The organism is Marinobacter sp. RI1 (assembly GCF_041155085.1).
Classification (GTDB): Bacteria; Pseudomonadota; Gammaproteobacteria; order Pseudomonadales; family Oleiphilaceae; genus Marinobacter; species Marinobacter nauticus.
In genome coordinates this window covers 1,155,064-1,180,171 of sequence record NZ_AP031605.1, presented here as the reverse complement: position 1 = coordinate 1,180,171, position 25,108 = coordinate 1,155,064, and the positions used below count along the sequence as shown (strand labels likewise).

The 25,108-nt window shown below is 59.1% G+C and carries 23 protein-coding genes; 9 read left to right on the top strand and 14 right to left on the bottom strand.

What is annotated here, in order from left to right; genetic code table 11:
- Positions 1-26: 26 nt before the first annotated feature.
- The gene (locus tag ACAM27_RS05185; protein ID WP_141067477.1) at positions 27-680 is read left to right on the top strand and encodes a pentapeptide repeat-containing protein; all 654 of its coding nucleotides are present in this window, start codon (positions 27-29) and stop codon (positions 678-680) included.
- A gap of 12 nt (positions 681-692) precedes the next feature.
- Here ACAM27_RS05185 and ACAM27_RS05180 read toward each other — a convergent pair whose 3' ends face one another.
- Together ACAM27_RS05180 and ACAM27_RS05175 are read right to left on the bottom strand one after the other, a co-directional pair.
- Positions 693-1,349, bottom strand: coding sequence for a response regulator (locus tag ACAM27_RS05180; RefSeq protein WP_369612657.1), 657 nt, complete (start codon positions 1,347-1,349; stop codon positions 693-695).
- Positions 1,346-2,569: a sensor histidine kinase gene (locus ACAM27_RS05175; RefSeq protein ID WP_141067476.1), complete on the bottom strand. Its 1,224-nt coding sequence runs from the start codon at positions 2,567-2,569 to the stop codon at positions 1,346-1,348. Before ACAM27_RS05175 ends, ACAM27_RS05180 begins: the two co-directional genes overlap by 4 nt.
- A 162-nt stretch (positions 2,570-2,731) precedes the next feature.
- Between ACAM27_RS05175 and ACAM27_RS05170 the strand changes: the two genes are divergently transcribed.
- The 4 genes from ACAM27_RS05170 to ACAM27_RS05155 are packed head-to-tail and all read left to right on the top strand — an operon-like array spanning position 2,732 to position 6,444.
- The gene (locus tag ACAM27_RS05170) at positions 2,732-3,904 is read left to right on the top strand and encodes an ABC transporter substrate-binding protein (protein ID WP_141067475.1); all 1,173 of its coding nucleotides are present in this window, start codon (positions 2,732-2,734) and stop codon (positions 3,902-3,904) included.
- Between the two features lie 41 nt (positions 3,905-3,945).
- Positions 3,946-4,920, top strand: coding sequence for a YVTN family beta-propeller repeat protein (locus ACAM27_RS05165; RefSeq protein ID WP_141067474.1), 975 nt, complete (start codon positions 3,946-3,948; stop codon positions 4,918-4,920).
- Entirely contained in the window at positions 4,917-5,639 is a 723-nt protein-coding gene (locus ACAM27_RS05160) for an ABC transporter ATP-binding protein (RefSeq protein ID WP_141067473.1), read from the top strand. Before ACAM27_RS05165 ends, ACAM27_RS05160 begins: the two co-directional genes overlap by 4 nt.
- A 1-nt stretch (position 5,640) precedes the next feature.
- Positions 5,641-6,444, top strand: a complete 804-nt coding sequence (locus ACAM27_RS05155; RefSeq protein WP_141067472.1) for an ABC transporter permease — start codon at positions 5,641-5,643, stop codon at positions 6,442-6,444.
- Here ACAM27_RS05155 and ACAM27_RS05150 read toward each other — a convergent pair.
- The 5 genes from ACAM27_RS05150 to ACAM27_RS05130 form a co-directional block, all read right to left on the bottom strand.
- Positions 6,382-7,170: a metal ABC transporter permease gene (locus tag ACAM27_RS05150; protein WP_141067471.1), complete on the bottom strand. Its 789-nt coding sequence runs from the start codon at positions 7,168-7,170 to the stop codon at positions 6,382-6,384. The two genes, ACAM27_RS05155 and ACAM27_RS05150, sit on opposite strands and share 63 nt — an antisense overlap.
- Positions 7,157-8,077 carry a metal ABC transporter solute-binding protein, Zn/Mn family gene (locus tag ACAM27_RS05145; protein ID WP_141067470.1) on the bottom strand — a complete coding sequence of 307 codons (921 nt, stop codon included), beginning with the start codon at positions 8,075-8,077 and terminating at the stop codon, positions 7,157-7,159. Before ACAM27_RS05145 ends, ACAM27_RS05150 begins: the two co-directional genes overlap by 14 nt.
- A 1-nt stretch (position 8,078) precedes the next feature.
- Positions 8,079-9,194: a hypothetical protein gene (locus ACAM27_RS05140; RefSeq protein ID WP_141067469.1), complete on the bottom strand. Its 1,116-nt coding sequence runs from the start codon at positions 9,192-9,194 to the stop codon at positions 8,079-8,081.
- Positions 9,195-9,264: 70 nt separating this feature from the next.
- Positions 9,265-10,572: a hypothetical protein gene (locus ACAM27_RS05135; protein WP_369612656.1), complete on the bottom strand. Its 1,308-nt coding sequence runs from the start codon at positions 10,570-10,572 to the stop codon at positions 9,265-9,267.
- Between the two features lie 42 nt (positions 10,573-10,614).
- Complete coding sequence (locus tag ACAM27_RS05130; protein WP_222533986.1) at positions 10,615-11,250, bottom strand: DUF1826 domain-containing protein; 636 nt, start codon at positions 11,248-11,250, stop codon at positions 10,615-10,617.
- A gap of 140 nt (positions 11,251-11,390) precedes the next feature.
- Here ACAM27_RS05130 and zigA point away from each other — a divergent pair, with 140 nt between their 5' ends.
- Positions 11,391-12,593: a zinc metallochaperone GTPase ZigA gene (gene zigA / locus ACAM27_RS05125; protein WP_369612655.1), complete on the top strand. Its 1,203-nt coding sequence runs from the start codon at positions 11,391-11,393 to the stop codon at positions 12,591-12,593.
- 130 nt (positions 12,594-12,723) lie between these two features.
- Entirely contained in the window at positions 12,724-14,058 is a 1,335-nt protein-coding gene (locus ACAM27_RS05120) for a peptidoglycan DD-metalloendopeptidase family protein (RefSeq protein ID WP_369612654.1), read from the top strand.
- Positions 14,059-14,077: 19 nt separating this feature from the next.
- On the opposite strand, the gene ACAM27_RS05115 is transcribed toward ACAM27_RS05120, so the two are convergent.
- The 3 genes from ACAM27_RS05115 to ACAM27_RS05105 are packed head-to-tail and all read right to left on the bottom strand — an operon-like array spanning position 14,078 to position 16,522.
- Positions 14,078-14,734, bottom strand: a complete 657-nt coding sequence (locus tag ACAM27_RS05115; protein ID WP_222179511.1) for an ATP-binding cassette domain-containing protein — start codon at positions 14,732-14,734, stop codon at positions 14,078-14,080.
- On the bottom strand, positions 14,727-15,503 hold the full coding sequence (locus ACAM27_RS05110; RefSeq protein ID WP_031210335.1) for an ABC transporter permease: 777 nt from the start codon (positions 15,501-15,503) through the stop codon (positions 14,727-14,729). The genes ACAM27_RS05115 and ACAM27_RS05110 overlap by 8 nt, the downstream gene beginning before the upstream one ends.
- Positions 15,500-16,522, bottom strand: coding sequence for an ABC transporter substrate-binding protein (locus ACAM27_RS05105; protein WP_374730298.1), 1,023 nt, complete (start codon positions 16,520-16,522; stop codon positions 15,500-15,502). The genes ACAM27_RS05110 and ACAM27_RS05105 overlap by 4 nt, the downstream gene beginning before the upstream one ends.
- A 265-nt stretch (positions 16,523-16,787) precedes the next feature.
- Between ACAM27_RS05105 and ACAM27_RS05100 the strand changes: the two genes are divergently transcribed.
- Positions 16,788-17,465 (top strand): response regulator transcription factor, encoded by a 678-nt coding sequence (locus ACAM27_RS05100; RefSeq protein ID WP_031210333.1) that lies wholly within the window; start codon positions 16,788-16,790, stop codon positions 17,463-17,465.
- Positions 17,466-17,519: 54 nt separating this feature from the next.
- On the opposite strand, the gene ACAM27_RS05095 is transcribed toward ACAM27_RS05100, so the two are convergent.
- The 4 genes from ACAM27_RS05095 to ACAM27_RS05080 all read right to left on the bottom strand — a co-directional run bounded on the left by ACAM27_RS05095 (position 17,520) and on the right by ACAM27_RS05080 (position 23,808).
- Entirely contained in the window at positions 17,520-19,793 is a 2,274-nt protein-coding gene (locus ACAM27_RS05095) for a NahK/ErcS family hybrid sensor histidine kinase/response regulator (protein WP_014422680.1), read from the bottom strand.
- Positions 19,765-20,928: a nitric oxide-sensing protein NosP gene (gene nosP / locus ACAM27_RS05090; protein ID WP_369612652.1), complete on the bottom strand. Its 1,164-nt coding sequence runs from the start codon at positions 20,926-20,928 to the stop codon at positions 19,765-19,767. Before nosP ends, ACAM27_RS05095 begins: the two co-directional genes overlap by 29 nt.
- A 243-nt stretch (positions 20,929-21,171) precedes the next feature.
- Entirely contained in the window at positions 21,172-22,275 is a 1,104-nt protein-coding gene (locus tag ACAM27_RS05085) for a porin (RefSeq protein WP_014422682.1), read from the bottom strand.
- A gap of 174 nt (positions 22,276-22,449) precedes the next feature.
- Complete coding sequence (locus tag ACAM27_RS05080) at positions 22,450-23,808, bottom strand: WS/DGAT domain-containing protein (RefSeq protein ID WP_369612651.1); 1,359 nt, start codon at positions 23,806-23,808, stop codon at positions 22,450-22,452.
- A 347-nt stretch (positions 23,809-24,155) separates the two neighbouring features.
- Between ACAM27_RS05080 and ACAM27_RS05075 the strand changes: the two genes are divergently transcribed.
- Positions 24,156-25,079, top strand: a complete 924-nt coding sequence (locus ACAM27_RS05075; protein ID WP_369612650.1) for an alpha/beta hydrolase — start codon at positions 24,156-24,158, stop codon at positions 25,077-25,079.
- Positions 25,080-25,108 lie beyond the last annotated feature (29 nt).

The following is a 25,108-nucleotide window of genomic DNA, read 5'->3' as shown; positions in this document are numbered from 1 at the left end:
TTTACGATTGATTCAGGAGTGAATCCATGAGAGCCACCGCAACAGCCGTTCTTCTTTTCGCGTTCACCCCCGTTTTCGGCGGTGACTATATGGCCGATATTGAGCCAGTTCCGCTCATCAACGGCTGCAAACTTGAACGTGAAACCAGTTGCCCCGGAGCGGACCTTCAGGGCGCGAATCTGTCCAATATGGATCTACGCTCTGCCAACTTTCGTGGTGCCAACCTGTCGGGCGCCAACCTGAGCCACACCAGTCTGCGAGGCGCCAACCTCGACGGGGCGAACCTCGACAACGTCACCGGATATCGTCTTCAGGTCTACCGGGCCAGCATGAGGGGGGCATCGCTAAAGGATGCCGAATTGCAGGGAATACAAGGCCAATACCTGTTCGCCCAGGGTGCAGACTTCAGCGGCGCCAATCTGACCGGCGCCAACTTCGACTTCTCCCGTTTTTCCGGGGCTACCCTGATAAACGCCACCATGCCATTCAGCAGTTTCGAGATTTCCTGGATGCCCAAAGCGAATCTTGAGGGGGCCAACCTCAGGGGCGCGAACCTTCAGGAAGCCAAGCTGGGGCTGGCCAATCTCGCAGGCGCGGACCTCACCGGAAGCCGCATCCACTATGCCACCTTCGAGGGCACCTACATGGAGGGCTGCAAGGCCTGCCCCTTTGACTGGTGAGCCGGGGCGGGCTCAGACCCGCCTGGCTTGCGCCAACTGGCCATAGCGAATCAGACCGGCATCCACGGCCAGGTGAATCAGCTCTACGGAGGAAGAAACCTGCAGCTTGTTTTTCAGTCCGGCCAGGTGGTTGGACACGGTCTTGCTGCTGACACACAAGCGTTCGGCGATTCCGCCCAGACTCTCTCCTCTGGCGTACATCAGCAACACTTCCATCTCCCGCTGGGTCATATCCCGCAGGCGGTGATCGACCGGCCGCTCCTGATTCATGGCCAGACGTGTGGCAATCGGGTGCTCAATATAGGGCTGGCCTGACGCTACCCGCTTTACGGCCTCCGCAAGCTCCTCGGGTGCGCAGCTCTTGGAGACAAAACCGAGCCCTCCCACATCCAGAGCCTGACGCACCATGGGCAGCTCATCGTGCATGGTGAAGAACAGAATCGCCGCTCCCCGCCAGCGCTGACGCAGTCGTCGCCCAACCTCCAGCCCGGAGATATCGGGCAACCCCATATCCAGCAGCACCACATCGGGCCGCAGCTCGCCATAGCGGGCCACCGCATCCTGACCGTTATCGACCTCGGTGATGGCTACCGCCGGCAACATGGATCGCAGCAGGTTGGCGATGCCCTGTCGGACTACCTGGTGGTCATCCACAATCATCAGTTTCATGCAACACCTCCGGTACCTGGAGTCAGTGGCACGGCCAGCCGGATTCGCGTTCCCTCGCCCAACCGGCTCAGAAACCTTACCTCGCCACCCAGGCAGCGGGCTCGCTCACACATCGAACGCACGCCCAGGCCGGCATTGCCTGGCAATTGATCATTGCCCACACCATCATCACGCACCTCTACGCTCAACTCGTTATCGTTGCGGGCAACCGCCAGCGTGGCGCAGGAAGCGTTGGCATGACGGGAAACATTGTTCAGGGCTTCCTGAAGGAACCGATACAGATGGGTTTGCTGCTCCCCGGTAAAATCGGGCAGGCGCTCGTCCATCGCCAGGCGGCATTCCAGGCCGCTGAGCTGTTGCCATTGCTCGGTCAGATGGCGAATGGCACTGCCCAGCCCCAGTTGCTCCATCACCAGCGGATGCAGCTCCTGCAACAAATGCCGAAAGTGCTTCTGGATGGTCTCGCAGTGTTCCGCCAGATCTCTGGCCTGCTGCTTCTGGCGATCGCTGAGATCCGGGTCGTAGAGCAGGCTGCGTGCCTGGGCCCGAATGCCCGTCAGGTATTGGCCAAGATCGTCGTGCAACACCCGGGCGATGTGCTCGCGTTCCCGATCCTGCAACTGCAGGAGTTCGTTAAGCAGGCGGCTCACCGTTTGCTGTTCTGACTCGAGCGCCACGGCCATGGAATTGAACCGGCAAACCAGCGCATCCAGTTCCTGTTCACCCTGACGCGGTAGGCGGGATGTCATTTGACCTGCCGAAACTGCACCCATGGCCTCAGACAGACTGGTCAGTGTGCGCATGCCGCGCCGAACAATGAAGAACAAGGCAAGAAAACACAGGCCCATACCAATGGCATAGGCGCCCGAAATCAGCAGGAAGCCTTCCCAGATCTCCTCAACTTCGTCTTTGGGATTCACCTGCCAGCCGTTAACCACAGGCGGAGACGATTCCCCGGCGATCAGTGCAGAGAACCATGTCGGCACCTCTCCACCCCTGCTTCCGCCTGTGTCATCTACAGGCGTCAGGTGACGAAGAGTGCCGACAACGGATTCTGGAAGAGTAGTGGGACTCACAAGACTCCCGGCGAGCCCGGCAGCGCCTTCGAGCTCCCGCTGAACGTCATGGCGGGCTTGCTGGGTGTAGAACAGCGCTCCAAGCAAATAAACAAGAAGGAAAACCGCCAGCATCAACAGGGAAATCTTCCGATATACGGTCATTGTTTTTATCCGTTGCGAGAAAACACCTTCTCTACCCCATGCTAAAGCCAACAGTTTCCACCGGAATAGTTCTTTAGTACCGCCACTTTCCTACTTTCTGAATATTTCCGGGCTTCTCCCCCTTTCATAAGCTGGAAGTACAACAACAAACCGGAGAATCCCATGTCTTTTCTCGCCCGGACCGTGACTCCATTACTGATCGCCCTGGCAGCAGCAACCCCGCTGAAAGCCGAATCGTTGGACGTGCGGATTGGCTATCTGCAGTGGCTGCCAGACCAGGGGCCCGTGCTTTCCAATGTAATCCCGGAACCCGAGGACGCCGGCCTGCGGGGCGCCGAGCTAGCCATCAACGACAACAGCACTACAGGCAAATTCCTGGGCCAGACCTACTCCTTGCAGAGTGATGTGGCGGATTCGGAAGAGGCGGCCATTGCGGCCTTTGATGCCATGCGCGAGAACGGGCTGGATCTGTTTGTCGTAAACGCGCCAGCCTCGACCTTAAAGGCCCTCACTGAGAAGGCCGGCGACAACACCCTGATTTTCAATGCCGGCGCCGAAGACGATGCCCTGCGCACCGGCCAGTGCCATGTAAACCTGATACACACCATACCCAGCTATTCCATGCTCACCGATGCGCTCGGCCAGTGGCTGAACCAGCGGCGGTGGGATGAGGTTTTTCTGATTACCGGCCCCACCGAGGCGGATAGGAACTGGGCCAATGCCTTCCGCCGTTCAGCCAGGCGCTTCGGGCTCGAGATTGTCGAGGACAAGCCCTGGACCTTTGACGCTGATCTCCGCCGCACGGCCTCCAAAGAGCTGCCCCTGTTCACTCAGGCCAGAGATTACGACGCGGTGGTGGTGGCCGATGTGCGGGGCGATTTTGGCGAGTACGTGCCTTTCAATACCTGGCTGCCACGCCCGGTGGTGGGCACCCAGGGCATGTCGCCGGTCACCTGGCACCGGGTAGTGGAGAGCTGGGGCGCAGCGCAACTGCAGAACCGGTTCCACGAACTGGCCAATCGCGACATGAACAGCGAAGACTACGCCGCCTGGGCCGCCATTCGCGCCATTGGCACTGCCGTGACCGACCTGAACTCAGCCAATGCCACCGAGATCCGGAATTTTCTGTTCAGCGACAAGTTTCAGTTGGCGGCTTTCAAGGGCCGAAAAGTGACCTTTCGGGACTGGAATGGCCAGATGCGTCAACCCATTCCCATGGTTCACCCCAGAGGGCTGGTGGCCACCGCCCCGTTCGAAGGCTTTCTTCACCCGAATACCGAACTGGATACCCTCGGCTTCGACCAGCCCGAGAGCGAATGTCGGAACAACGGCTGAACCAAAGATTAGCCACTTATAAAACAATAAGGAGTACCAACATGAAATCCCTGTTAAAGCACACAGCCCTGGCGGCGATGATCGGCCTGTCGACACCGGCTCTGGCCAGCGTGGCCTATGTCTCCAACGAGAAAGACAATACTCTATCGGTGATTGATACCGAAACCCGGGAAGTGATCGAAACCATTGATGTTGGCCAGCGGCCCCGGGGCATCCTGCTCTCCAAGGACTACACCAAGCTGTACATCTGCGCCAGTGACGACGACACGGTGCAGGTACTGGACCTGGCCACCCGCAAGATTGTGGACACCCTGCCCTCGGGCGAAGATCCCGAGCAGTTTGCGCTGCACCCGAACAACAGGCACCTGTACATCGCCAACGAAGACGACGCCATCGTGACGGTGGTGGATGTGGACACCAAGGATGTTCTGGCCCAGATCGATGTGGGTATCGAACCGGAAGGCATGGCGGTGAGCCCGGACGGCAAGTGGGCGGTGAACACCTCTGAAACCACCAGCATGCTGCACTGGATCAACACCGAAACCTTCGAAATCGAGAAGAACATCGTGGTAGGTCAGCGTCCGCGCCATGTGGAGTTCAGCAAGGACAGCAAGGTTGCCTGGGCCTCCGCGGAAATCGGCGGCACCGTGCACATCATCGACGTGGACAACCTGGAACAGATCCACAAGATGTCCTTCAAGGTGCCCGGCGTGAATCAGGATCGGGTCCAGCCGGTGGGTATTGAACTGACCTCCGATGGCAAATACGCGTTCGTGGCACTGGGCCCCTCCAACCACGTGGCGGTGGTAGACGCCCAGACCTATGAGGTTCTGGACTATCTGCTGGTTGGCGCCCGGGTGTGGCAGTTGGATCTCGACAAGGACGAAAAACATCTCTACACCACCAACGGCGTGTCCGGCGATGTCTCCGTGATCGATGTGGAAGACCTGAAGGTGATTAAATCCATCAAGGTAGGCCGCTACCCTTGGGGTGTGGTGATCGACCCAACGTCATGACCATTGAAGCGAGCAACCTCAGCTTTCGTTACGGCGACAGGCCGGTGCTCCGGGAGGTCAGCTTTGCGCTGACCTCTGGCCGTTTTCATGCCCTGCTGGGGCCAAACGGCGCGGGGAAATCCACCCTGTTTGGCTTGCTCACTCGTCTGCTGGCCTTGCAGCAGGGAGAACTCCGGTTGGCCGGGCAGTCCCTGAAACACCAGCCGGCCGAGGCCATGCGCCAGATCGGCGTGGTGTTCCAGCAGAACGCGCTGGATCTGGACCTGACCGTTCGTCAGAACCTGCAATACCACGCCGCTCTGCACGGACTGTCCCGCAAAGAAGCCAGAGCCAGGGGTGATCGGGAACTGGAACGCTTCAACCTGCTGGAGCGCGCCAACGATGCCGTCCGCCAGCTTAACGGTGGCCATCGCCGGCGGGTGGAAATCGCCCGGGCTCTCCTGCATGAGCCCTCGCTGCTGTTGCTCGACGAACCCACGGTGGGCCTGGACGTTGCAAGCCGCAAGGCGCTCAACGAACACGTTCGGACCCTGAGTGAAGAAGACGGCCTGACCGTACTCTGGGCCACCCACCTGATTGAAGAAGTTCGCGCCGATGACCGGGTACTGATCCTGCACCAGGGCCAACTGCTGGCTGACGGCAATGGCCAGGCCATCTGCGACGCCGAAGGCACCCGCGATCTGGCCGAAACCTTCCACGCCCTGACCGGAGCCGGCTGATATGAAAGCAGCTCACTACTGGCATTGTTTTGTAGGTATCCAGACACGGGAATGGCTCCGGTTCTGGCAGCAGCGCACTCGCTTTGCCAGCGCTCTGGTCCGGCCACTGCTCTGGCTGGTGGTCTTCGCCGCCGGTTTCCGGGCTGTGCTGGGCATTTCCATCATTCCGCCCTACGACACCTACATCACCTATGAAACCTACATCGCGCCCGGTCTGTGCGGCATGATCATCCTGTTCAACAGCATGCAGGGCGCCCTGTCCATGGTGTATGACCGGGAGCTGGGCAGCATGCGGGTGCTCCTCATGAGCCCTCTGCCTCGCCCCTTCCTGCTGGTGACCAAACTGTTGGCCATGGGCGTGGTCTCCATCGGCCAGGTGTATGTCTTCCTGCTGTTGGCCCTGCTGGTGGATGTCGAGCCGCCATTGTGGGGTTACCTGGCTGTGCTGCCGGCGTTGATTCTGGCCAGCCTCATGCTGGGCGCTCTGGGCCTGCTGATCGCCACCTGGATAAAACAACTGGAGAACTTCGCCGGGGTAATGAATTTCGTCATCTTCCCGATGTTCTTCATGTCCTCGGCGCTCTACCCGCTCTGGCGCATGAACGAGGCCAGCCCCTGGCTTTACTGGATTTGCCAGTTCAATCCCTTCACCCATGCGGTGGAAGCCATCCGGTTTTCCCTGTACCTGGAGTGGAACCCGATGGCTTTCGGTATTACCGCGGGCGTGACGGCGATGCTGGCGTTACTGGCCACGGCCGGCTTCCGGCCGCAACGCACCCGGGTTCTGGGCAGCAAGCCCGCGTAGGACGAGCAACCAGAGCAGTGACATGGCGAGGCTCGCCACCACGATGGCCGGGCCGACCGGTACATCGAACATTACGGAAACCACCACCGCACACAGGTGCCCGGCAATGCCACAGCAAGCGGCCAGGAAAGGCCCTTTACCGACAAGGGAGCCGAGGATCAGCGGTGTCATAATCAAGGTCGCAAACACCACGTAGATGCCAGCCAGGGAGACCGAATAGGTCACCGCCACCGCGAACACCGGCATGAAAACCGCACCCGTCATCCAGGCGGGGCGCCAAAGGCTTAGCAACCAGACCAGCGCGGAGAGCATGCCAACGGCAAGCACCGCAGGCCAACTGGCCCATAGCAGGTCACCCGACGCGGCTCTCTGGAGCGCCTGGGCGCCGTGGGGATCGCCACTGACCAGCAGCACCGCGAGACTCGCCCCGACCACGTAGAGGATACCGATCCACGCCTCCTTCGCATGTGCCAGACGACGGAAGATCAGGTGAACCACCACGGCCGCCAGTAGCGCAAACATCAGGCTGCTGACCGGTGCGCCAGCCAGGGTGTGGTTAGGCGGAAAATACACGCCGGCCAGGGTGCCCAATGCCGCCCACTGGGCAATGGCCAGATCCGCAAAGATCACGCCTCGGGCAATCACCTGGTAACCCAACGGGACCAGCAGCAGGCAGAGCATGGCACTGCCTGCTGCTGGCAGGAGCAGCCATTCATACTCCGTCATGGGAGGCTCCGGCTGCAGCCGACTCAACCTGGCGGATAATCTCGCTGATCAGCCCACCCAGGGTGTCCGCCGGCGCCTCGCCCGTGACAGTGCCGGGCACCACAACCACCGGCAGTCCGGTTTGCTCCGCCAGCCATTCTCCCGGCTGCGGATCCTGGTAGCTGGCAATCAGAATGGCGTTGGCATCCTCCAGTTCTGGATTAGCCAGCAACTGGCTCAAATGGCTGGCGCTGGGGGGCAACCCCGGTTTTGGTTCCAGATCCGCTGCCGTTTCCACACCCAGCCATCGCAACAGATAGCCGAAGTTGGAGTGCTGAACCACCACAGATTGTCCTCTGAGTGCCTCTGCCCTGGCCCGCCACTCGGCACGCAGGCCATTCCAGTCGCCCCGCCAGCGAATGTAGCGGCCCTGTATGGCGACAGCCCTCTCCGGTTCAATCTCTCCCAGGCGCTTTGCCAGGGCACGGGCAATCTCTGGCAACTGATCCGGCGACAGGTGCACATGAGGATTACCTTCGGGGTGCACATCGCCCATGCTCCGATCCACGTGATCGTGGGGGGCGTGCAGCTGGGCATGGTCGGCGGCAAAGAACAGGCCCGGGCGCCCGGCCTGAATGTCCGGGTTCGAGGCCCGTTGAAGCAGCATGGGCAACCAGCCGGCTTCCAGCGAGGCACCGGTGCAGACAGCAATATCCGCACGCCGCACCGCCGCAATCAGGCTTGGCCGAGCCTCGATGTAGTGAGGATCCTGAAGGTGACTGGTGGCGGTGGTGAGCTCAGCATCCGGCATCAGCACCCGAACCAGGGCCGCCCATTCCGGTTCACAGGCGAATACCCGAAGCTGGGCCTGGGCCGGCACGGCTGTCACGATCAACAACATTGCCGCAACGGAGTTACGAAGTGTCATATCAATACCCATGGGCGCCGTGGGCACCGAGGGACATGACGTACTGCACCATCACGGCATTGTCGGCGTTGCTGAACCCGGTCGCTTCCTGATGAGTGTACTGCAGCCGTACCGTGGAGAAGTGAGAACGGGACCAGGACAGCATCACGTCGGTCTCTTCCAGGGTCTGGTTGTGGAAGTGATCGCCGTGGGCTTCCTGAAGATCCACCTCACCGTAACGAACGCCCGCCGACCACTGGGGCGCAAACTGGTAAACGCCGGAAACGTACCAGCCTTCATTGGTATCGTCAGACGCCGCAAACTGGTTCAGCTCATCCGCATAGAGGTATTCGCCGCTGAGCGTCAGCTGTTGCTCGCGGTTGTTGCCGTTGGGAGACCACTTCCAGACCAGATCGGCGATATAGAGGTTTTCGCCGGTGTAGGCCGCACCGTGGCTGTGGTCGTGCCCTTCCTCATGATCGTGATCGTGGCTGCCGTCCCCGGTTTCCGCCGATTTCGCATGGCGGTTCCGCAGCCAGGAGAGCCCCAGCTGCCAGCTTTGTGACAGACTGATATCACCACCAAGCCGGGTATTGACGGTGTAAACACCAATGTCTTCCTCACCCTCAGTCAGCTGGTCACCAGCAAAGGCTTCCGCACCGACCTGCCAGAAAAAAGGCGTTGGCAACAACACGTTCAGGCGTGCCCCGGTGTCGTAATAGTGGCTGCCAAGCATCGCGCGATAGGCGGCCGGGCGCTCGACAAAGTCGTCCTCATGCATATGGCGCCCATTCAGATAGCCCACCTGCGACAGGAACCGCCCTGCCCGAACGTTCAGTGCGTACGGTACCCCGTTCGTTTGCAGATACGCCTCTTCAATCAGTACCTCACTCTCACCGTCGTGCTCTTCGAATACAGCGGTGAGTCGGCCGGAGAACAGGTCATCAATCGGGGAAGACAGGGACAGTTCTGTGTGGCCGAGGCCGAAGCCCTGCTCGCGATGGGACAGAGCGGTCTCGTTCTGTTTGTAGTATCCGTCCAGCGTCACACTGACGTCCGGATTGAGTTCTTTGGCGGTTGCCCAGCCCGCCGTCATGGCCAATGGAAAAATGGCAAAAGGAGCAAAACGTTTAAACATAGGGACTCCGTATATAAAGCAGCAGGGCGCGCCACCTGGTGTCGACGCGCCCTGCTGGATTGAAAGCAGATTAGTGGGAATGCTCGTCGTCGTGATCGTGGTCGTGGCCCGCTTCGGCCAGACCCAGCCAGGCGATGGCAGAGGCACTGAAACCGAGGTCGATGGTCCGAACGATATCGCCATCGGTGGTATCCACTTCGATCACGGACTGGTTGTGCAGCACGAACAGTCGCTCCTGGGCGGCAGACGTGGTCACGGCCAGCGTGTCCTCTTCGCCCGGCGCGGCCATCAACTCAACCGTGGTGATCAGTTGCCAATCGTTAGACGGGTCAAACAACCTCAGGCCGCCATCATCGCCGAGCACATAGAAGACCTCCCCGTGGGTCGTGAAGCCCTGGGCCAGGCGGCCAACGCCCTCCCCGAGTTCAAGCTCGTGGTAGACCTCAGTGGTGGATTCCGGATGGATCGCGAACAGACGGTCACCGGCAATGCCGACCAGCTCCTCAACATCGTGATTGGCAACCACGGTTCCGATGCGAGCGCCCTCCGCCAGGCCCTCGGGGTTCGCCAGCTTGGTGGCCGGATAACCGGTTTCCTGCAGATCAATCACCAGAACGCCATCGCTGCAGCCAAAGCCAAAGCTATGGGCATTGGCGGCAGCACCGTGAAGCCTCGGGCAAGCCTGGCTGTAACGTTCTTCGAATTCGAAGCTGCTGCCGTCCAGGTGGTAACGTTCAACCGCCGCTGGCAGCGTGGTGTCCGTGATTGAGCTGTCCCGATAGGTCACAAACAGGTGGCCATCGATCATCTTGGCAACACCGTGCATGTTGTTCTCCAGCTGAAGGCTGGCCACGGTGGTGCCACTTCCCAGAGTTGCATCGGAAAACACGGTCACTTTCGAGCTTGCGGCCTCACCACCGTCGAAGAAAACGACACCTTCCGATTCACCCGAAGAATAGTGCGTCGGTTTGTGATCGTTCAGGGTGAGGGTCAGCATGCTCGGCGTCTCTGCGTAATCATGCATGTGATCGCCGTGGTCCTCGGTATACAGCCCACCGTCAACAAACGACACCAGATCGTCGCCCCGCTGGATAGCGACCGCATACCGATTGCGGGGTGAGGCATAGAGGCGCGGCGCTTCACCATTCATGGCCATGGAGGCAAGCACTTCACTGTTGTCGAGGTCCAGTACCTTGAGCTGCGAAGCGTCGGAATCGAACAGGGCCAGACGACCGGCGGTGTCGATCTCCGTGTGCTCGTGCTCATCCTCAGAGCTGCTGCTACCGCCACAGGCCGTCAGCATTGCAGCCGAAACCAGCAGCGCAGAGGTAGCAATCGGTCGCAGGCTGAAGGGAAATTGGCGGAATTGATCAGACATCAAAAACTCCTTAGTTAATGTTATAACATTGCTTTTATTGCTTCAGGAAAGCCAGTCCAGTCCCAGAACCAGCCTTGGGGTATCACCCGGCGCGGGCGAGCGATGAACAAGGCCGCGACCTTCGTTGCCAATCCAGGCTTCTCCCTTGAGGATCGCAACCGAGCCGGTTGGCATGACCTGGATGCAGTGTTCCGCTGCTGGCTGTTCCGGCAACGGCCCCGGGTTTTCCGCGCGCAGAATATCCGGCTCTGCAAGCCACTCGGTCCCGCGTCCCGAATAGGCCACCAGCAATCGGGCTGGAACCCGGTCGGTGTGAAACCGGGGACACATGGTGTCAGCCAGCACATGAACCCGAATCCCCACGGCAGCAGGCTCGAACAGGCATCGATACATGGCGATCAGTTCCCTGACATCCGCCAGCCACGCCCGGGCGCCAGACACCGCCAGTGCCCAGCCGGGAAGAATCTCATCAACAGGTTCGTCTTTCTCCTGCGCCACAAAGCGCTCGAAGCTGGACATCTCTGAGGCGAAATGGCGGGCAAACTCAAGGCATTCCGTGCGCGGTTCCCGGCGCCAGACCGCGAGATTGACCTCATCCCGGAATATCTCTGTCAGACATTCAGGCTTGCTCCCGTGAACAGCCACAGGACCGGACACTGCATTGGACTCTACTGTCATGGACAACCTCCGTGCCTGCAGGCGATCGGAACGAACTTAAAAACAGGTAACGTTTCAGGGTCGGGAATGTTATGTTATAACATATCTAAAGTAAAGCGCCGTGGACGCGGCGCGTAGCGGAAAAACGCAGGAGTTTACGAATGAAGCAATCTGACTCGCGGTTACCGGTTACGGTGCTGTCCGGCTTTCTGGGCGCCGGCAAAACCACGGTTCTCAACCATATTCTCAATAACCGCGCGGGCAAACGCGTGGCGGTGATCGTGAACGACATGAGCGAGGTCAACATCGATGCCGCTCAGGTCCAGCAGGAGGTCACGCTCAACCGTTCGGAAGAGAAACTGGTGGAGATGAGCAATGGATGCATCTGCTGCACGCTCCGGGAGGATCTGCTGGTCGAGGTCCGGAAACTGGCATCCGAAGGGCGCTTTGACTACCTGGTGATCGAGTCCACCGGTATTTCAGAACCCCTGCCGGTGGCGGAGACGTTTACCTTTGCCGACGAAGACGGCGTTAGCCTGTCTGATCTCGCACGCCTGGACACCATGGTGACGGTGGTGGATGCGGTGAACTTCCTGAAGGACTATGACGAGGCCCAGTCACTCCAGGAAACCGGCGAGAGCCTCGGCGAGGAAGACGAGCGCAGCGTTGCGGATTTGCTGGTGGACCAGATCGAGTTCAGTGACATTCTGCTGATCAGCAAGACCGACCTGGCCAGTCCGGAAGATCTGGAACGGCTCAAAGGGGTGCTCCGCAGCCTCAACACGGAAGCGGAAATCCTTCCGATCGCCCAGGGCGCAGTGCCCCTCGAAAAAGTGCTGGAGACCGGCCGTTTCAGTTTCGAACGTGCTCAGCAGGCGCCCGGATGGCTCAAGGAAATGCGCGGCGAGCACATTCCTGAAACCGAAGAGTATGGTATTTCAAGCTTCGTGTATCGCGCACGCCGGCCTTTCCATCCCGCCAAGTTCTACGACTTCCTGCACGGAGGAGCCTCGAAAGGCAAACTGATCCGTTCCAAGGGTTATTTCTGGCTCGCAACCCGCCCCGAATTCGCCGGTAGCTGGAGTCAGGCCGGCGGTATTGCCCGCTATGGCTTTGCCGGCATGTTCTGGAAAGCCGTACCGGAGAGTAACTGGCCAGAAGACCCGGAATACCGAACGGCCATCATGGAGAGCTGGGAGGAACCCTTCGGCGATATGCGCCAGGAGCTGGTGTTCATTGGCCAGAATCTGGATCGGGACGTCATAACCCGCCAGCTGGACGAATGCCTGCTGGACGACGAGCAGTTGCTCGCGGGCAAGGAATTCTGGCGGACCCTCAATGATCCCTTTCCTGCCTGGAAGTAGGCCATCATGGCGATTGAAGCACATCACCACGGATGAACCCGGCTACTCCGAGGAATCCGGAAAACCAGAGAGATCATAACTGTTATAATATCCGCCCCTGTCATTGTTTGCGGAGCCAGCGGAACACCGCATGAAGCCTCTTTTAGTAAAGCTATACGCCATGTCCTCACCCTCCCATAAACTGGTCCTTGGCGCAGTAGCCGCGGTTCTGCTGGGATCAAGCCTGACACCACTCAGCTCATCACCGGCATCGGAATCGTCGGAGCGCGGAAAACAAATAACCTCAGCTCCGGAAGAGGCCGTTGAACCCGCCGGCACGGAAGACCGGCAGGCGGCGGAGCGCGCTAAGGGGAAAACCGTTGATTGGCGTGTGGAAACTGGAGACACGTTAAGCCGGATTTTCCGCGCAAACAACGCGCCTTTGGAGGACCTCCAGGAGGTTCTGGCAGCAGACGCCGAGTATCTGCATCTGGAAACCCTGAAGCCCGGAACCCGACTCGTACTGCACTTCAATGAGCAAGGGCAGTTTTCAGAACTGGTTCTGTTTCTCGACCCGGCACGCCATGTGACCTACTCGCGCCAAACCGATGGCACCTTTGTGCATCAGGCGTTTGAGGAAGAGACGTTTTGGGTCTCCGAGGTGCTCAGGGGCACGATCAATGGCAGTTTTTACGCCTCAGCTATGCAAGCGGGCGTAACGCAGGCGCAGATCCTTCTGATCGACCAGCTTCTGGGTAGCCAACTCAATTTCCGAAGGGATCTCCGGGCCGGCGATCGGTTCTCCGTCATCATTGGCCACGAAATGTCGGGCACCCTAAGCACCGGCAAGACCCGCATCGAAGCCCTGTCACTGGAACGCAGTGCCAGAACTCATTACGCTTTTCTTCATGACGATGGCAATTACTACGATGAGAAGGGCGAGAGCGTGACGCCCGCCTTTCTGCGCCTGCCCACCCGGAAGCAATACCGTGTGAGCTCACGTTTCAACCCCAGGCGATTACACCCCGTGTCAGGGCGTATCGCACCTCACAACGGGGTGGATCTGGCGACACCAACGGGCACCCCCGTGCTCAGTACCGGAGACGGCATCGTGACCCGCGTTGGAAACCACCCCTACGCCGGCAAATACATCGACATCGAGCATGGGGGGATGCACGCCACGCGGTACCTCCATCTTCAAAAAACTCTGGTCCGCAAAGGCGAACCGATTAAACGCGGACAGAAAATTGCCTTGTCAGGAAATACCGGGCGCAGCACCGGCCCGCACCTTCATTTTGAGTTCCACATCAATGGTCGCCCGGTTGATCCGCTGACGGCCGATATCCCGACCGCCGCAGCCATTCCGGAAACGGAGATTGCATCCTTCAAGAGAAAACTCCGCGAACAAAGGACAGTCATGAAACATGCCGCAAGCCGGTCAGAGCTAGCTATGACCCAAGGGTTGCCGGAGTTCGACGAAACCTGACACCACGAGCGCGACGCGACTACCCCTGTCGCAACCTTCCCAGCAGTTCTTCCAATCGTTGGGGATCGCCCACCGTGTCGGTCCATTGCAAACTGGCCGGCTTCCCATTCAGGTACCACAGACGGTTAGCCAGACTCACGACATCTTTGTCATCGTGAGTCACACAGATCATCGCCATATCCGGCTGCGCGTCCAGAATCCCGGAGACCAGCGCTTTGAGTTCCGCGACCATGATCGGATCCAGCGAGGCAAACGGCTCGTCCAGCAACAGCAGGTCCGGTTTAACAGCCAGGCATCGCGCCAAGGCCGCTCGCCTGGCCATTCCCAGGGATAACTGGTCTGGCAGATAGGCCCCGTAACCGGCGAGGCCAACCTGCATCAGCAATTCCTCGGCTTCCCGTTTGCTGGCGCCAACCAGCCTGAGGTTCGACATCAGACTCTTCCAGGGCAGCAGGCGATGCTCCTGAAACAGGTACCCCACCCGAAGCACCTCACGCCCCAGCACGGCCGATTCCGGAATCGATTTATCAAGACCGGCAATGGCATTCAGCAGTGTGGTCTTGCCAATGCCCGAAGGGCCCATCAGACAGATACGGTCGCCCCGTTCAATACCCACAAAGATCTCACCCAGCACCGGCTGACCGAAATCCCGACCGGCGATCCGCAACTCAAGCATGGACCGACTCCGGTTGGCGCCATCTGCTGGAACGGTTTTCAAGTGGCTGCAGTATCGCGAGCTCGATCAGTTGCACCACGGCGATAAACGCCAGACTGTATGCCAGGATGGCGGACACATCGAACACCTGGAACGCCATGTGCAACTGAAATCCGACTCCATTCGACCGGCCGAGCAACTCGACGACCAGGACAATCTTCCAGATCAGCGCCAAACCTCCTCTGGTCGCCACCATCAGGTAGGGGAAAAGCTGGGGCATCCAGACGTCACGCAACCGCTGCCATAGGGAGAATCGGTACACGCTGGCCATTTGTTCAAGCCGGTAATCAAGGCTCCGGGCTCCTTCCCTCACCGTCACTGCGACATTGGGTATCTTGTTTACAACGACGGCCATCACAGCCGCAGCTTCCACCAGTCCGAACCAGACGTACATCAGAATGATGGTCACCAGAGCAGGCAGGTTAAGCATGAGCACCAGCAGAGGATCGAAAAGCGCATTGAAGGTGCGTGATCGCCCCAACGCCAGGCCAATAGCGGTACCGAGCAGCATCGCCAGGGAAAACGCCACGATAACGCGGGACAAGGTTGCTCCCAGGTGCATCCAGAGCTGGCCTGAGGAGGACTCTCTGACAAGGGTTTCCAGTACCTCCATCGGACCCGGCAACAACGGGGAACCCAGATACCCAGCAGTCATCGCCCACAAAACCATCAGTCCAGGCAGCACAATCCAGTAGCTCCAGACCGGCGGGCGGTGCGTCCCCACGTTCATGGCTGCCATCGATAGAACAGGTCGTCGGGCATTAACTGTGACGGGTCGGCGCCGGTCAGAATCAGCAACTGTTTCATATCAGCGATGCGCTGGTCGGTCTGAGATCCGGGAACGCCCTGCACAAATCCCCGCCTGAGCGCCTCGAATACACCATCCGCAGGGTGTCCCATTAATGGCCGGAGACGGTCCCAGTGCCCCGCTTCGCGGGCCAGTTCGGCTTTCGTGCCAGCCAGGGCGACGGCAAACCGATCAATGAGATCAGCATGCTGCCGGGCCCAGTCTTCGGGGAACACATAACCGAGCACCGGCAGTTGGCGCTCAAGGCCAAGCTCTGATAGCAACTCGGCCATACTGAACGCCGACCGCCATCCACCCTCCCCCTGCATTCGTGCCGCAAAATGCCAATAGGTCACAACGACATCCAACTGCCCCCGCTTGAGGGACTGGCTGAGCAACGGAGGTGCGGCAAACTGGACTGACGCAGACGCCGACAGATCTATCCCGTGTCGGGCGGCTACACGGTTCAGCAGAACCCAGCCTTTGCTGTCAGGTCCGCCAGCGACACCAATGCGTTTGCCCGGCAGGTCTGCCAGTGAGGATATTTCAGACGTCTCGGCCACCAGTATCTCGCCAATCCGGGAAGAAAACGGCAAATACAGGTAGGAGGCCCCCGCCTGATACCGGAACTGAGTCCAGAGCAGATCGGCGACGGCACCGTTGACGGACCCCGCTGTCACTGCCAGCCTCGAGGCCGGCAGATTCGCCACCGGCAACAATTCAAGTCGGAATCCGTTGGCCCTGTCGAGGCCCCGATACTGCAGATGATCCAGTTCCCAATGGGCGGTGCCAAACTGGAGAACACTCAGGGACAAAACCGGTAGATCACTCCCATCGTCATCGCCCGCCGCGATCACCACCGGGCACCCCACGAGCAACATCAGCGCTGTGAGGGCGGTAAGCAACCAGTGGCGACCGACAGGGTGGCCGGGAGAGCGTGTTGTATGTATTGGCGCGTTCATGACTCAACGATACGAACCGCACCCCGGCGCAAGAATAGTACTTTGGTGCCTGTTTTTTGGTGCGATGGTCGCATTCAACCTCTGGCGCAGATCGCGTGTAATGAGAGAATCACAATAATAAGCAGGGAATCGAACCGGAAGCCGGTGATTCTCTCCACAGGAGGCCGCCATGCTGAACGAGCTCGATGCCGCACTCTCTTCCGAAAACCGCTATGATGATCCGGAATCCACCCCCGACAATGATCAACAACAGGCGGACGCACCCATGGACCCGGTCTACAAGATCCTGATCGCTGACGACCACCCTCTGTTCCGCGAAGCCATCAGTAGCGTCATCGCCTCCGGCTTTGCCGGCACTGAAATTCTGGAAACCGATGATCTGGACAGCGCCCTGGAGATAACCCGGGAGAACGACGATCTCGACCTGATTCTGCTGGATCTGAACATGCCGGGTATGCATGGCCTGAACGGACTGATTTCGTTGAGAAACGAAGCCCCAACCATCCCGGTCGTGATCGTTTCAGCGGAGGAAGACAAACAGGTCGTTCTCCAGGCCATCACCTACGGAGCTTGCGGCTTTATCACCAAGTCCTCACCACGAGCGCAGATGACCGATGCCATCCAGCAGATCCTGAACGGCAACGTCTATCTTCCCTCCGATATCATTCGCACCGGGAAAGAGAGCAGCCAGCGACGGGTTCGGAGCGATGAAAACCCGATCTCGCCGGAATTGCTGAACTCCCTTACCCGGCGACAGCTTCTGGTACTGGAGCGGATGGCGAAGGGCGAATCCAACAAGCAGATCGCCTACAACCTGAACATTGCCGAGACCACGGTCAAGGCTCATGTATCTGCAATACTCCGCAAACTCGGCGTGCACAACCGGGTCCAGGCCATCCTGTCGGCAGGCGATGTCGATTTCAATCAATACCTGAAACGCTGAAACCGACGCCTGGACAGCCGGCCGGGCGCGCTTTCCGGATGGACCAGCGGCTCCTCAGGTCCGGATCACATGAGTCAGCACACTGCGCAGCTTGAGCGGTTTCACCGGCTTGTTCATCAGCAGATAGCCGAGCTCCCTGATATGTTGCTTGAGTTCATTGGTGTAATTCGCGGTGATCATCAGAACTGGAGCCGGCCGGTGGCGCTGACGGTTGATGATGGCTACGGCATCCACACCATTCTCGTCATTGTCCAGGTGATAATCCGCCAGGATTAAATCGACCCGAGCGTTGACGACATCGACCTTGGCCGCCAGGTCATCCGCAGAGATGGCCGTAACTACCTGACAATCCCACCCTTCAAGCAGGGTTTTCATACCCTGGCAAATGGCCAGATCGTTATCAATCACCCACACCCGGGCACCGGACAGCCCATGATCTGCTGACACGACCCCGGTATCTCTGGGGGCCGGCGGGGCTGGTCGAAGCTTCCCGAGCGGCACACGGACGCTGAACACTGACCCCCGGCCCTCCTCCGAAGAGACCGAAACCTCATGCCCCAGCATTCGCGCAATCTTGTCCACGATCGCCAGCCCGAGCCCCAGGCCCTTATCGCCCTGGCCGCCCATCGGTCGGATGCGTTTGAACTCCTGAAAGATTTCGGTGAGCTTGTCACCGGGAATACCCGCCCCGGTATCCCACACCTGCAGGAGCACATGGTTCGCTTGACGGCGGCAACCGAGGACAATTCGCCCCTGTTCCGTGTAGCGGATGGCGTTGGTCAGGAAATTCCGCAGGATTCGGGCCAGCAACTGGGAATCAGAGTGAACAATCGCTGATGAGGGTACGAAATCAAGGCGCAACCCCTCGGCCAACGCCATTTGCCGGAACTCCCTGGCGATATTGTTGAGCAGGTCTCTGAGATCAAAGGCGGTCACATCGGGTGTGATCACCCCCGCGTCCAGCTTGGAGATGTCGACCAACGTGCCCAACAGGTTTTCGACATCGTCGAGTGAGGTGCTGACGGATCTCACCAGACCTTCAGCCTTCGGCCCGAAACTCTGTTCGAGCAAAGCGCTGGTGAAGAGACGAGCCGCATTAAGAGGCTGCAACAGATCGTGACTGACCGCGGCCAGAAATTTGGTTTTCGACAGGTTCGCCTGCTCCGCTTCACGCTTGGCCTCTCGGAGCCTGGACTCGGCAGCGGAACGCTCGGATATCTCCTGGCGCAACTGCTCGTTCAGGCCGGTCAGTGCGGCCGTGCGCTCCCGCACCCGGTGTTCCAGATCGTCATAGGCCCGCTCCAGCGCAATCGCCGTTTTGCGACGCTCGGTGATATCGCGAATCAGTACAAAAAAACCAGTTACTTCACCGGTCTCATCGCGATTCGGCACGTAGGATCGCAGCATATAACGCTGGTCACCGTGCTCGCCGGTTTCTTCAAACTCAAAGTTAACGCTATGGCCGTCCAGGACTTCCAGTATCTGAGGCAGCAGACGCTGGTAAAAATCTTCGGAGTGCACCTCTTCCAGGTGTTTACCCAACGGCGAAACGCCGTTGCGGCCGTACCAGGACTGATAGACCTTGTTACAGAACTGGACCGTCAGATCCGCGCCGACATAGGCAATCAGCGCCGGCACATGATCCGTGACGACTCGAATCCAGCGCTCACTCTCTTCCAGCGCCTTGATCCGCCGTGCCATCTCACTGTTCTTGACGTCCGTAATGTCCGAGTAGAGCACAACCTGGCCGCCCTCCCGGGTAGAGCGCTCAGTCATTTGAACCCAGCGGCCGTTGGATAACAGAAAAACGGTGCCCTCGGCCTCCTCGTGACTGTGCTCCTCAACAATCAACCCCGAGCTCAGGGCCAACCTTTTCACTGCCTGAATATGGGTACCTGGCACCGGGACAGGCACACCAGCGTGCCGCCAGTAACTCCGAAAACGGCTGTTGGTCTGAATCAGGCGGTGTTCCCGATCGAACAACACAAAGCCGTCCGCAATACTCTCAATGGCATCGCTCAGGCGCTGCCGGGAGGTCTCCGCTTCCTCCCTTGCGCGGTTCAACGCCTTGTTGCTGACCTTGAGCTCCTCCATGGCGAGATTCAGCGCCTCGGTCCGTTCACGGACCTGCTCGGCGAGAATAACCGAGTGCTCAAACGCAGCGTAGGGGGCTGGCTTATGGCTGGCACCGGACTCCACGCGGTCAATCAATGCGTCGCGAATGCTTCGGAGCCGACGATTCTCATCCTCCAGTTGTGCAATTCTGGCGTCTTTCTCGGACGATGAGCGCAGAGTGGAGTCACTCGATACTGCATTCAGGCTGGCCAATGACCACCCCCGTGAAGGTCTGATTGATGTGCATGCCATTGAACTGCTCACCGTAGGTGTTAAAGCCCACCACCCGGTGCTCGGTCAGGAATTCGGAAACCGCATCCAGTTGCCCGGTCAGCTCGGCTTCCAGTCTCCGCAGGAAGCAGTCGCAGGCCAGAGTGACCAAAGGTTTACCCACCACTCGCTCAGACGCTTCAATCTGAGTCCGAACGCTCTCCAATAACGACCCGGGATTCATCGCCACCATCACAATGCCGGTTTCAACTGCGCAGTAGAAGGTGAGGCTGCCATCAGGGTTTACCCTCTGGATGGAGCGGACAAAATGGTTACCCCCGACCCGAACGCCGAGAGGATGAAGGGCAAACACACCTCGATCCAGCTCTGCCAGCGGCACCCCCACCGTCCGGGCATAGACTTCGGCGGCGGGTTCCGCATTCAGCTCATAAACGGTGCGGCTTTCGGGACAGGCCAGCGTCACCACCAGCTTTTCATCCTGAGCCTGCATGTGATGTGTTGAGAACACCCGGAAATCAAGAGGCGTATTGACCAGCATCACGGTGGCCGCAGCGCTGTGGAAGCGGCCATCAAAGAATACATGGGTATCAGCCAGGCGCTCATCGTCCCCGGCAGAGCCGCCGAACTGAGGAATGGTACCCAATGCGGCATTCAGGGTAGCCAGCACCAACTCCTCCCGGCTTGAAAGACCATCCAGCATCGTTATCGCGAAGGTGTTGCCTTTTACCGGCGCAAGCCGGGCCTCCCGACAGGTAGACAGCAAACCGTCGATCACCTGCTGGGCATCCTGCAAAGTGAAACGCTCCAGCTCACTGATCAGGGCGCAGTCAATCGCGAAAAAACGGGCATCGAACCCCAAAGCACTGATGCACCCGCGTCCGTATCCCTGTTCGGTAATCTCCCCGGCCGAGGTACAGCCGTAAATCCGGGTTTGCGGAAAGGCAGCCTGCAGCGCTGGCCCCAGTTTTTCCAGATCGAATTCCGCCGAACAGAAGAACAGAACACAACCCAGATGCTCATGCTGCAATTGCCGGGCGAGCTCGGCCGCGGCCAGTTCCGGGTCTCGGACGGTGGCACTGGCAACCCGGACCGCTACTGCGGATGCATCTAGATTCATGGAAACAGCTCTCGGAAGCTTCGACATCCCTGCCGATTCTACGCCGATGCTGGTAGAGGAAAATTCGACTTCGGTGCTCTTTATCGGCGTTCCGAATTCGGCGTAACTCATTGATTATAAAACTCCCGAATCAATGGCCAGCGATGATGCGCGATTTTTGCCGCAAGAAACCGGCACTTTAGTCTGAGACAGCCACTGCAGGACCGGAAAGCACCCTGGTCCTGCCGTGGCATCGGGGTGGGATCAGAACATGACAATCGCGCCAATGGCGAGGGTGTCTGTGTCTGCCGCTTCAGCGCCCGAAGATTTCACGTCCTGCTCAAACATGTTGTATTCCGCAACGAGTTTGAAATTGCTGTTCACATCATGAAACACGGCAACGGAAGTGTTCTCGGTCTCAAAGTCTCCCTGGTCAGAGTCCGTTTCCCCGTACGACAACACGAACCGGTTTGCCCCAAGGGTGTAGGAACCCTGAATCAGATAACCATCCGCATCCTCTTCTGAGGCGAGGGCCGCATCGGTGATCAGAACCGGAACATCTCCCTCGGAGGTAAAGCCGGAGGCGGTCAGGGAAAGACCGGCCACCGAGGCCTTGACCCCGTAGCCAATACCCTGGCTGTCGATCTCTGTGGTGGCATTCTCTGAGCTTTGATGACGCCCATTGAGCCAGCCGGTCAGCGAGACGCCCTGCAGCTCCGTCGCGTAGGTCAACTCTGCTTCAAGCCGCGGAGCGGATTGCTCGGACTCAGCGCCGGGCGTTGTGTTGGCGGGCTCGAAAATACCCACAGCCACGTTCAGGCCCGACATATCTGGCGAGCGATAGGTAATCTGCGCAGAGGGATTCGGGTACGGATACCCGGTGCGGATGTTGCCAAAAGAGACCCCGGTGGCCGCACCCGGCGATCCAAAGCCCATCAGCAACTCATCCAGGAAGATGTTGGATCGGGCGTACAACCCGAAATCTTTCCCGATCAGCACCTGGCCAAAGCTTCCGTCCACTGTGGCATACAGCTGTCGGACATCAATGCTGGTATCCGTAGGCGACTGGAGGCTGTCGTTGATGGTGGTCCAGAATGAAGAACGGCCACCCAGCGTAAGTTCGCCCATGTCCTTGCTGAAATTGAATCCGATGGTGTTAGGCAGGAAACCCATCTTGACATCAGAATTGCGAACATCGTTGACGCTGTCGTCACGGTTCACGTAAAACGCGTTGAAGTAGCCATCCACCGAAAAACTGGTTCCGTCCTGACTGTATACTTCAACCGCTGCCTGGGCACTGGCGCTGGCCCCCATCATCGCGGCCACGGCAATGGCCAACCCCGACTGTTTCAGTTTGTTGTTGTTCATACTTCCCCCGGTTTATTGTTCGAAATCTGGGATGAAAGAGCCGGCATCAGCACCGGCTCCACGGCGCGATAAGGCGCCTGAGGTTCATGGTCAGTGAATGACCGGGAGGGGAGTATTGGTCGTGAGAGCAGATTCCCTGCTCATTTAGGAGGCATCAGAGATCGGACTTTAGGACTAAGACTGGCTCGGGAAATGTCCGAGTTCCTGCAGGCAGTCATGGAGAAAATCTGCAGGATCGGCCATGAGGGCTTCATCCGCGACCACACCGAATTGCACCTGGCCAGCGTAGCTGACGATGCTTACGCCCAGGCCAATATCGCCCGCCTGGGGTACCCAGAACATCTGTTCCGTGATAGCGCAACCAGCGAGGTAACGACGCTCTGGCGTGCCGGGAACGTTCGAGACCACGGCCGAGGCCTTCCTGAAAAACAGATCGGCCAGCGGTCGACGTCCAGGCTCGGGCAGAAGCGCAGCCGAGGCGGTCAGCCCCCACGCGAGGCCCGGTTGCCAGCTTCGTTTCAGCTTCCGGGTTTCATGCTTGATCCGGAACAATCGTTCCAGAGCACTTTCACCATCGACAGGCAGGGGAACAAACACCGTTCCGAAACAATTACCCGGTTCCAGCGCGCCCGGCCGAATGCCTTCCGGCAAACGCGCCCGGATATCCACAGGCACAGCCGCATGCATCACCGCTTCGTCGAGGGCCTCGTCGCAGAGGCCAAGGCGCGGTCTGACCGCAGCGGCCACGCAGGCAAGCAAGACATCATTGATGGTGGTACTGGTAAGCCTGGCGATCTCCCGGAAGCGGGCCAGAGGGACCGGCGTCGACCACCGACAAAGGCGCCGCCCCAGCAATGGACGCTTAAGGTCAGACGGAGAGTCCTCCGGTGTCGCCAGAAACTCACTGAGTTCGTGTACAAGCCGACCCCCCTTGCCCAGAACTCCGCTCTCGCCCTGCTTCTGAGTAGCTCCGGGGGCTTCCCGGGGCCCGGGCACTGGCATCAGTTCTGTAATCCGGCCTTCCAGCCAGGTCTGCGCTGCGTTCACCCAGCGGCCGGCACGCGGCTCCTCTGGTGCACCATAGATAGCGGGATACTGACGCGGTGAAGGCGGACACAGATGATCAAATATGCCCAATAATGACAGACCGTCGGCATAACAATGGTGCAGACGAAGCAACAATGCCGCACCGCCCCTGGCGTTGGGGGCCAACCAGAATTTCCAGCGTGGACGATACAGCGGTAAGGGCTCGTTCAGGCGCTCCGAGACCCAGTCCTGCAACTGTTCCGGCTCGAACCGGTCCAGCGCCACGTCAAGATGCTGGGGTGCGGAGAAGGTCAGGTCTTTTTCCCAATACCAGGCGGGCGCACGCCATACCGGGCGACAACGGAACCGCTCCCAGGCCAGCCAGTATACCTCCAGAAACTCCCGGAAACGGGTCGGCGTCAGCCCGTCGACCCTCAGCATGATGGTGATGGTCATCGGGTTTTCGGGCCGTTCCAGAGCCAGCCAGGCTGAATCCGAAGGCAGCATGAGATGCGATTGCTCCTGGCTCAAACCCGATTATCCCCGATCAATAGCGTGCCTGTATGAAAGAAAACCAATCCGGCATTGTGCCAGAGTCCGGATAGCGGCTCCATCCTCGGACGCTCCGCGCACAGTTACAAAAAATTACACGTGAGTAACTGTTCAGTCCTATACTGGTTATATAGCCCGGTGCCATGGTTATAAAACCGTGTCCCGGATCGGCCAATTGGCCCCAACACACCATTTTTTAAGGCACTGGCGCCACTAAACCCGTTCGGCATTCACGGTACAAATGTCATACCGGCTCAGCAAAACCAATAACACAACGAAAAGCGGCCGGAGGGAGAAGAATCATGAAAGCCAGTCATGTTCGCAAGCTGATCAAACCGATCGAAAGCGCCTATTCCGAAATGTTTTCCGGCCGGGTTTACCGCGTGGGCCGGGGTGCGGTGTCTGTTCGAAATCACAGTGGCACAGCAGAGCACACCGTGATTGGCGTGCATGGCTTTCTTGAGAATCACTGTTACTTCACCCAGGCCTACGATGGCCCCACCACCGAACTGATTCTGCTCACCTGCAGCAACTATCACATCCCGGTGAACGGTGTAACGCCGGAAAATCCGGCCTGGGAAGTGCCCATCAAGCACCTGGAAGGCACCATCGAATACGACGCCTGTATCCTGAATCAGTCGTTGCAGAACCTGCCCAGCACCGGGCATATCCGGATCCATGGCCACTCGCGGGGTGGCGCGGTTATTCTGGAGGCCATCCGGCAGTGGCCGGAGCTTTACGAAAACGTGGAAGTGGTACTGGAAGCGCCGGTTTTACCCCAGGGCAAACTGCATGCGCTGGTAACCACATTGCTGGAGCCGGTCAGCCATGGCATGTGGCCCTGGTTGATTCGTCTGATCAACAGCGCCCCCCAGTCGGCCTATGGCCAGACCTTCTTTGGCAAGATGAATCCGCGCAAACGCCAATTGTTGAGCAAACTGTTCTATGCCACCAAAGACCACCTGACCATTGTTCGCAACATCGAGAACATCATGGAGTGGATGGCGCGTACCGACACCTCGGTGTATCGCCATGTACGCCATGGGACTTTCCTGATACCGGCCACCGACCGAATACTGGATCGCCAGGCCATGCTGGCCAGCGCTCGCACCAGCCCCACCACCATGCGCATTGTCGAAACCGAAGCCCCCAGCCACTTCATCACGCTGGACAGCAAGGAATGGGTGCCAGGCCTGGAAACCCTCGAGGCTGCGGCCCAAGGCTGAATTCAACGCAAACGGGCAGGTGCGTCACA

Excerpts from the sequence above, each read along its gene's own strand:
- ACAM27_RS05185 (WP_141067477.1), top strand. The coding sequence starts at position 27 with ATGAGAGCCACCGCAACAGCCGTTCTTCTTTTCGCGTTCACCCCCGTT.
- ACAM27_RS05180 (WP_369612657.1), bottom strand. The coding sequence starts at position 1,349 with ATGAAACTGATGATTGTGGATGACCACCAGGTAGTCCGACAGGGCATC.
- ACAM27_RS05175 (WP_141067476.1), bottom strand. The coding sequence starts at position 2,569 with ATGACCGTATATCGGAAGATTTCCCTGTTGATGCTGGCGGTTTTCCTT.
- ACAM27_RS05170 (WP_141067475.1), top strand. The coding sequence starts at position 2,732 with ATGTCTTTTCTCGCCCGGACCGTGACTCCATTACTGATCGCCCTGGCA.
- ACAM27_RS05165 (WP_141067474.1), top strand. The coding sequence starts at position 3,946 with ATGAAATCCCTGTTAAAGCACACAGCCCTGGCGGCGATGATCGGCCTG.
- ACAM27_RS05160 (WP_141067473.1), top strand. The coding sequence starts at position 4,917 with ATGACCATTGAAGCGAGCAACCTCAGCTTTCGTTACGGCGACAGGCCG.
- ACAM27_RS05155 (WP_141067472.1), top strand. The coding sequence starts at position 5,641 with ATGAAAGCAGCTCACTACTGGCATTGTTTTGTAGGTATCCAGACACGG.
- ACAM27_RS05150 (WP_141067471.1), bottom strand. The coding sequence starts at position 7,170 with ATGACGGAGTATGAATGGCTGCTCCTGCCAGCAGCAGGCAGTGCCATG.
- ACAM27_RS05145 (WP_141067470.1), bottom strand. The coding sequence starts at position 8,077 with ATGACACTTCGTAACTCCGTTGCGGCAATGTTGTTGATCGTGACAGCC.
- ACAM27_RS05140 (WP_141067469.1), bottom strand. The coding sequence starts at position 9,194 with ATGTTTAAACGTTTTGCTCCTTTTGCCATTTTTCCATTGGCCATGACG.
- ACAM27_RS05135 (WP_369612656.1), bottom strand. The coding sequence starts at position 10,572 with ATGTCTGATCAATTCCGCCAATTTCCCTTCAGCCTGCGACCGATTGCT.
- ACAM27_RS05130 (WP_222533986.1), bottom strand. The coding sequence starts at position 11,250 with ATGACAGTAGAGTCCAATGCAGTGTCCGGTCCTGTGGCTGTTCACGGG.
- zigA (WP_369612655.1), top strand. The coding sequence starts at position 11,391 with ATGAAGCAATCTGACTCGCGGTTACCGGTTACGGTGCTGTCCGGCTTT.
- ACAM27_RS05120 (WP_369612654.1), top strand. The coding sequence starts at position 12,724 with ATGAAGCCTCTTTTAGTAAAGCTATACGCCATGTCCTCACCCTCCCAT.
- ACAM27_RS05115 (WP_222179511.1), bottom strand. The coding sequence starts at position 14,734 with ATGCTTGAGTTGCGGATCGCCGGTCGGGATTTCGGTCAGCCGGTGCTG.
- ACAM27_RS05110 (WP_031210335.1), bottom strand. The coding sequence starts at position 15,503 with ATGAACGTGGGGACGCACCGCCCGCCGGTCTGGAGCTACTGGATTGTG.
- ACAM27_RS05105 (WP_374730298.1), bottom strand. The coding sequence starts at position 16,522 with ATGAACGCGCCAATACATACAACACGCTCTCCCGGCCACCCTGTCGGT.
- ACAM27_RS05100 (WP_031210333.1), top strand. The coding sequence starts at position 16,788 with ATGGACCCGGTCTACAAGATCCTGATCGCTGACGACCACCCTCTGTTC.
- nosP (WP_369612652.1), bottom strand. The coding sequence starts at position 20,928 with ATGAATCTAGATGCATCCGCAGTAGCGGTCCGGGTTGCCAGTGCCACC.
- ACAM27_RS05085 (WP_014422682.1), bottom strand. The coding sequence starts at position 22,275 with ATGAACAACAACAAACTGAAACAGTCGGGGTTGGCCATTGCCGTGGCC.
- ACAM27_RS05080 (WP_369612651.1), bottom strand. The coding sequence starts at position 23,808 with ATGCTGCCTTCGGATTCAGCCTGGCTGGCTCTGGAACGGCCCGAAAAC.
- ACAM27_RS05075 (WP_369612650.1), top strand. The coding sequence starts at position 24,156 with ATGAAAGCCAGTCATGTTCGCAAGCTGATCAAACCGATCGAAAGCGCC.